Source organism: Brevundimonas diminuta ATCC 11568, assembly GCF_000204035.1.
Taxonomy (GTDB): Bacteria; Pseudomonadota; Alphaproteobacteria; order Caulobacterales; family Caulobacteraceae; genus Brevundimonas; species Brevundimonas diminuta.
In genome coordinates, this window is record NZ_GL883084.1 from 441522 (window position 1) to 447909 (window position 6388).

The window sequence follows — 6388 nt, forward strand, 5'->3', positions numbered from 1 at the left end:
GCCGTTCGCCGGCATCGACCCCCTGGCCATCGCCGACATCCGCCAGGTGATCCGCTATCTGTCCAGCCAGGGCATCGGCGTGCTGATCACCGACCACAATGTGCGCGAGACGCTGGACATCATCGATCGCGTCTCGATCATCTCGTCCGGATCCGTCCTGTTTGAAGGCACGGCCGACGAGGCCGTCGCCGACGCCGAGGTGCGCCGCGTCTACCTGGGCGAAATGTACGCCTGACGCCCAGAAGGCCTGACGCGGCGGCTGTTCGCCTCGCGTTAACGGCTTCCGATCCATGATCCCAGCAAGAAGCGGGCCAACAGCGCCTGCGTGCGGGGTGGAAACGACGTGATCGGTCAGAGGCTGGAGGTCAGGCAGGGGCAGGGGCTGGTCATCACGCCCCAGCTGCAGCAGGCGATCAAGCTGCTGCAACTGTCGAACCTTGAGCTGGAGGCCTTCGTCGAGGGCGAGCTGGAGCGCAATCCCCTGCTGCAGCGGGATGAGGGCGAGCCCGGCTCTGAGAGCGCGCCCGAGGCCGCCAATGACGCGTCTGCGGGCGACGGCGGCGACGACGGCGAGATGCGCTTCGTCGAAGGCTCGGACGCCCACGCCCAGAGTCTGGACGCCGGCGCCGACGATCTGTACGGCGACGCCGCCCCCGGCGAGCGCGTCAGCGACCGCCAGGGCGATCAGGCCACCGATCAGCCCGGCCTGGCCGACTGGTCTCGCGCCGGCTCGGGCGGCGGCCTGGCCGACGGCGAAGAGCGCGAACGCCCCGACCAGCGCGACGAGACCCTGTGGGAGCATCTGCAGGCCCAGGCCTCGGCGGCCGGCTTCAGCCCCGCCGACCACGCCATCGCCCTGACCCTGATCGACGCCACGGACGAAGGCGGCTATCTGCGCGCCGACCTGAGCGAGATCGCAGAACGGCTGGGCGTGGACGAGGCGCGTATCAAGGCCGTCCTGGCCGTCTGTCACGGCTTCGAGCCGACCGGCGTCATGGCCCGCTCCATCCCCGAGTGCCTAAAGCTGCAACTGGTCGAGCGCAACCGCTTCGACCCGGCCATGGGCGCCCTGCTGGACCATCTGGACCTGCTGGCGCGGCGCGACCTGGCGGCCCTGCGCAAAGTCTGCGGCGTCGACGCCGAGGATCTGGTCGAGATGATCGCCGAGCTGAAGGCCCTGACGCCTCGCCCCGGCGCCGGTTTCGGCGGCGAACCGGCCCAGACGGTCGTGCCCGACGTCCATGTGCGCCCCGACCCGGCCGGCGGCTGGCGGATCGAGCTGAACACCGACACCCTGCCCCGCCTGCTGGTCGACAAGCGCTATCACGCCGTGGTGGCGGCCGGCGCGCGTTCGGACATGGAGAAGACCTTCGTCGCCGACTGCGCGGCCCAGGCCAGCTGGCTGGTCAAGTCGTTGGATCAGCGCGCCCGCACCATCATGAAGGTGGCGTCCGAGATCGTGCGCCAGCAGGACGCCTTCCTGGCCTTCGGCGTCGAGTTCCTGCGGCCCCTGACCCTCAAGACGGTGGCCGAGGCCATCGAGATGCACGAATCGACGGTCAGCCGCGTCACCTCGAACAAATACGTGGCCACCCCGCGCGGGGTGTTCGAGCTGAAGTTCTTCTTCACCGCCGCCATCCAGTCCAGCGACGGCGGCGCGGCCCACTCGGCCGAAGCCGTGCGCCAGCGAATCAAGACCATGATCGACGGCGAATCCGGCGACGGCGACGTGCTGAGCGACGACCGCATCGTGGAGATTCTGAACGAGGCGGGAATCGACATCGCGCGGCGCACTGTGGCGAAATATCGCGAGGCCCTGCGCATTCCCTCGTCGATCCAGCGCCGCCGCCTGATGAAGGCCGGCTGACCCCTTCTCAAGCGTCACCACAAATCGGTGATCGGCATTGACACCAAAGCCAGTCAGTCGCGTTCTAGGGACATGAAGATCCAAGTCAGCGGCAAGCAAGTGGATGTCGGCGAAGCGCTAAGCTCGCGCATCTCCCAGGAACTCGAAGAGGGCATCGGCAAGTATTTCGCCCGCGGCGCCCAGGACGCCGAGGTCGTGGTGTCCAAGGATCGACACGGCTTCCGGGTCGATTGCTGGGTGCGTCTGGCCTCGGGCCAGTCGCTGGTGACGACCGGCTTCGGCGGCGACGCCCAGGCGGCCTTCGCCGACAGCCTGTCCAAGCTCGAGAAGCGCGTGCGTCGCTACAAGCGCCGCCTCAAGGACCACCACATCGGACCCAAGGGCCTGTCGCCCGAGAAGACCGAGAACGCCGCGCGCGAAGTCGCCGCCCTGACCATCTTCCGCGACCCCGACACCGTCGAGGACGAGGAGTTCGGCGAGGCGGGCCTGCCGGGCGAACCGCCCCCCGTGGGCATGGTCATCGCCGAGACCGAGGCCGAGATCCGCACCCTGACCGTGGGGCGCGCCGTGGCCGAACTGGACATGACCGGCTATCCGCTGGTGATGTTCCGCAACGCCGCCCACGGCGGCCTGGCCGTGGTCTATCGCCGGCCCGACGGCAACGTCGGCTGGATCGATCCGCAGCGCACGACCAAGGGCGCGGCGGCGCAAGCTGTCGGCTGAGGCTTCCTCAGGAAGGGCGAAGGCGCTAAAGAGCACCCGCCCTTCCGCCAATGTCGGGTTCGATTTTCGGGGTAAGCATGGACATCGCTGATTTGCTGTCGTCGGACGGGATCGTCCTGCGGGGCGGGGCGTCATCCAAACGTCAGGCCTTGCACGCCGTAGCCGAAGCCTTCGGCGCCGCCTTCGACCTGGACGCCGACAAGGCGTTCGAGGCTCTGCAGGAGCGCGAGGCCCTAGGCTCGACGGGTCTGGGCTCGGGCGTCGCCGTGCCGCACGCGCGCATCAAGGGGCTGGATCGGGTCTGCGCCGTCTTCGTGCGCCTGGACACGCCGGTCGCCTATGAATCGCTGGACGATCGTCCGGTTGATCTGCTGTTCGCCCTGTTCGCGCCCCTGGACGCCGGGGCCGAGCACCTGCGGGCGCTGGCGGCGGTGTCCCGCGCCCTGCGCTCGCCGGAACTGCGCGAGCAACTGCGCCAGGCGCGGACCGTGGACGCCATCCGCGCCCTGTTCGTCAAGGATGTGTCGAAGACCGCCGCCTGAGCGGTCTTCCTCGCATCTCCGCCCGTTCTCACGGACAGCGCAGTTTTCAAAAATGCAGGACGCTAGTGGACCGACATCGGCTCGAGGTCGTGCGCCACGGCGGCCGCGAAGGCGGTCTCGCGGTCCAGCATGACGGCCAGACGCTCGCCGTCGGCGCCGTGCACCGCATAGAGGATCTGATCCGGATCGATTTCGATGTCGGCCGCCGTCTCGACCCTGACATCCTCCAGAACGTCGGAGGCGCGGATCGCACGGACATAGACCAGGTCCGGGGCGCCAAAATCGGCGAAGTCCTTCGTATTCATGTTGGGCGTCATAAGACCGCCTCCTTACGCTTGACTAAACGCCTGGAAAGCCAGGCGGTTCGACGGCCGTTCAGCCCGTCGTGATGGGGATGCGCCGCACGCTGCGTTCCTGTTCCGGGCGGATCAGTTCGACGTGCAGCAGGCCGTGCTCCAGGCGGGCGCCCGCAATCTCCAGCCCGTCGGCCAGGACGAAGCTGCGGACGAAGCCGCGCGCCGCGATGCCCCGGTGTAGGAAGGCCTGAGGGTCGCGCCCGGCGTCGTCGCGCTTGCCGGTGATGGTCAGCTGACGCCCTTCCACCGTGACCGACAGCTCTTCGGGGGTGAAGCCCGCCACCGCCAGGGTGATGCGCACCGCCGCCTCGCCGAGCTGCTCGACGTTGTAGGGCGGATAGGACTCGGCCGCCGCCTTGGCCGCCCGATCGATCAGGGCGCGCGTATGGTCGAAACCCAACAGGAAGGGGCTGTCGAACAACAGGGTGCGTGCAGTCATGGGGCCCTCGCAATGAAGCGACCTCGGCCGTCCGGCGCCCCCCGTGATCGGCGAAGCGCCCGGCCGCTGTTACAGATGGGGGGACAGGCTGCGGAGGTCAACGGCAGGCGACGCCGGTCCGCGTTCATGGTCCATACACATTGAAACCTTAACTGTGGGGCAAGCGTTCACGCGACCAGAAGTCGCCATCGAAAGGATTTCCCATGCGCGCCAAGATCGCCGTCGCCGGTCTGAGCATCGCCGCCCTGCTGGGCGCCGCCGCCTGCACCACGACCGACCCCTACAGCTCCACGCCGCGCCGGAACAACACCGGCACCGGCGCCGTCGCGGGCGCCCTGGGCGGCGCGCTGCTGGGCTATCTGACCAACACCTCCAGCGGCGAGCAGGGCCGCAAGAACGCCCTGATCGGCGCAGGCATCGGCGCCCTGGCCGGCGCCGGGGTCGGCCAGTACATGGACGGCCAGCAGCGGGCCCTGGAAGCCGAACTGTCGGGCACCGGCGTCGGCGTGGCGCGTCAGGGCGACAACCTGGTCCTGCGGATGCCGTCGGACGTGACCTTCGCCACCAACCAGTCGGACCTGGACCCGCGCTTCCTGCCGGTGCTGGACGACGTGGCCCGCGTGCTCAACCAGTACGACCGCTCGATGGTCGACGTGGTCGGCCACACCGACTCCTCGGGCGGCGACGCCATCAACCAGCCGCTGTCGGAGCGCCGCGCCGCCTCGGTCGCCGCGCACCTGATCAACCGCGGCGTGATGCGCGAGCGCATCTATGTCGCCGGCATGAGCGCCCGCGCGCCGATCGGCTCCAACGCCACCCCGGAAGGCAAGGCCCAGAACCGCCGCGTCGAAATCCTGATCCGCCCCTTCACGGGCTGATCGACGACAACTGGATGTGAAGAAGGGGGCGGCGCGTTATGCGCCGCCGTCGTGGTCGCCGCTGTGGTCATCACGGCCGGTCGCCTGCTGCTGCTCTAGTCAGGCCGCGTCCAGCGGGCGGCCGATGGAGAAGTAGCGGAAACCACGCGCCCGCATGTCTTCCGGACGATAGACGTTGCGCAAGTCGACCATGACCGGCTGCTTCAGCAGCAGCTTGATCCGGTCCAGATCCAGGGCGCGGAACTGGTTCCACTCCGTCATGATGACGGCGGCGTCAGCGCCCGCCAGGGCGTCATAGGGGCCGTCCTTGAACACCACGCCGTCCAGCAGCTTGGCCGCCTCCTCCATGCCTTCGGGATCGAAGGCCTGGACAACGGCGCCGCGCTCGATCAGCGCCGGGGCCACGTCCAGCGAGGGCGCGTCGCGCATGTCGTCGGTGTTCGGCTTGAAGGTCAGGCCCAGCAGGGCGACCGTCTTGCCCTTCAGATCCCCGCCCAGGGCCTCAGCGACGCGGTCGGCCATGGCCTTCTTGCGCGCGTCGTTGATGGCGACCGTGGTCTCGATCAGCTTCAGCGGCGAGCCGGCGTCCGTCGCGGTGCGGACCAGGGCCAGGGTGTCCTTGGGGAAGCACGATCCGCCGTAGCCCGGCCCGGCGTGCAGGAATTTCGAACCGATGCGGTTGTCCAGGCCGATGCCGCGCGCGACCTGCTGCACGTCGGCGCCGACCGCCTCGCACAGGTCGGCGACCTCGTTGATGAAGGTGATCTTCATGGCCAGGAAGGCGTTGGCCGCATATTTGATCAGTTCGGACGTGCGACGCCCGGTGAACATGATCGGCGTCTCGTTCAGGTTCAGCGGGCGATAAAGCTCGGCCATGACCGCACGGGCGCGCTCGTCCGTCGTGCCGACCACGACGCGGTCGGGGCGCTTGAAATCGCCGATGGCGGCGCCTTCGCGCAGGAACTCGGGGTTGGAGACGACGGCGAACTCGGCGTCAGGGCGGCGCTCGCGGATGATGCGCTCGATCTCGTCGCCGGTGCCGACGGGGACGGTCGACTTGGTCACCACGACAGTGAAGCCCTGCATCAGGTCGGCGATCTCCTCGGCCGCCGCATAGACGTAAGACAGGTCGGCATGGCCGTCGCCGCGCCGCGACGGCGTGCCCACGGCGATGAAGACGGCGTCCGCCGTGCGGATCGCCTCGGCGCCGTCGACGGCGAAGGCCAGACGCCCGTCGCGGACGTTGTTGGCCACCAGATCATCCAGCCCCGGCTCATAGATGGGCATGATGTTCTGGTGCAGGCGCTCGATCTTCGAGGCGTCCTTGTCGACGCAGGTCACCGTATGGCCGAAATCGGCGAAACAGGCGCCTGACACCAGGCCCACATAGCCCGTTCCGATCATGGCGACGCGCATGGACTGCTCCTCTTATCAACCGTCCCTGCCGCAATAGCCCCGGTCGCGGCGGATCGCCAGCGACGCCCGGCCGCAGGTTCAAGAAAAAGCCAAAGAAAAAGGACGGCCGACCCGTGGGATCGACCGTCCTTCATGTCTTGCAACCTCAAGGTTTCGGGGGCCGATCG

The 6388-nt window shown here is 68.5% G+C and carries 8 protein-coding genes; 5 read left to right on the forward strand and 3 right to left on the reverse strand.

Annotated elements, in window-relative coordinates; genetic code table 11:
• From BDIM_RS02215 to BDIM_RS02230, 4 genes are all read left to right on the forward strand, one after another.
• Positions 1-235 (forward strand): ABC transporter ATP-binding protein C-terminal domain-containing protein (locus BDIM_RS02215; protein WP_040344570.1); only part of this gene is annotated, 235 nt, incomplete at its 5' end.
• Positions 236-343: 108 nt separating this feature from the next.
• Complete coding sequence (gene rpoN / locus BDIM_RS02220) at positions 344-1867, forward strand: RNA polymerase factor sigma-54 (protein WP_003163935.1); 1524 nt, start codon at positions 344-346, stop codon at positions 1865-1867.
• 72 nt (positions 1868-1939) lie between these two features.
• The gene (hpf, locus tag BDIM_RS02225) at positions 1940-2590 is read left to right on the forward strand and encodes a ribosome hibernation-promoting factor, HPF/YfiA family (protein WP_040344572.1); all 651 of its coding nucleotides are present in this window, start codon (positions 1940-1942) and stop codon (positions 2588-2590) included.
• A gap of 77 nt (positions 2591-2667) precedes the next feature.
• Positions 2668-3132 (forward strand): PTS sugar transporter subunit IIA, encoded by a 465-nt coding sequence (locus BDIM_RS02230; protein WP_003163938.1) that lies wholly within the window; start codon positions 2668-2670, stop codon positions 3130-3132.
• Positions 3133-3194: 62 nt separating this feature from the next.
• On the opposite strand, the gene BDIM_RS02235 is transcribed toward BDIM_RS02230, so the two are convergent.
• Positions 3195-3449, reverse strand: coding sequence for a DUF1150 family protein (locus BDIM_RS02235; protein ID WP_003163939.1), 255 nt, complete (start codon positions 3447-3449; stop codon positions 3195-3197).
• Positions 3450-3507: 58 nt separating this feature from the next.
• Entirely contained in the window at positions 3508-3927 is a 420-nt protein-coding gene (locus BDIM_RS02240; RefSeq protein WP_003163940.1) for an Hsp20 family protein, read from the reverse strand.
• Between the two features lie 203 nt (positions 3928-4130).
• Between BDIM_RS02240 and BDIM_RS02245 the strand changes: the two genes are divergently transcribed.
• On the forward strand, positions 4131-4805 hold the full coding sequence (locus tag BDIM_RS02245; RefSeq protein ID WP_003163941.1) for a YiaD family glycine zipper/OmpA-like lipoprotein: 675 nt from the start codon (positions 4131-4133) through the stop codon (positions 4803-4805).
• Positions 4806-4904: 99 nt separating this feature from the next.
• Here the strand turns inward: BDIM_RS02245 and BDIM_RS02250 are convergent, their stop codons facing one another.
• The gene (locus BDIM_RS02250) at positions 4905-6221 is read right to left on the reverse strand and encodes a UDP-glucose dehydrogenase family protein (RefSeq protein WP_003163942.1); all 1317 of its coding nucleotides are present in this window, start codon (positions 6219-6221) and stop codon (positions 4905-4907) included.
• Positions 6222-6388: the final 167 nt, after the last annotated feature.

Coding starts and splice junctions, on each gene's coding strand:
- BDIM_RS02240 (WP_003163940.1), bottom strand. CDS start 3,927: ATGACTGCACGCACCCTGTTGTTCGACAGCCCCTTCCTGTTGGGTTTC.
- BDIM_RS02235 (WP_003163939.1), bottom strand. CDS start 3,449: ATGACGCCCAACATGAATACGAAGGACTTCGCCGATTTTGGCGCCCCG.
- BDIM_RS02230 (WP_003163938.1), top strand. CDS start 2,668: ATGGACATCGCTGATTTGCTGTCGTCGGACGGGATCGTCCTGCGGGGC.
- BDIM_RS02250 (WP_003163942.1), bottom strand. CDS start 6,221: ATGCGCGTCGCCATGATCGGAACGGGCTATGTGGGCCTGGTGTCAGGC.
- hpf (WP_040344572.1), top strand. CDS start 1,940: ATGAAGATCCAAGTCAGCGGCAAGCAAGTGGATGTCGGCGAAGCGCTA.
- BDIM_RS02245 (WP_003163941.1), top strand. CDS start 4,131: ATGCGCGCCAAGATCGCCGTCGCCGGTCTGAGCATCGCCGCCCTGCTG.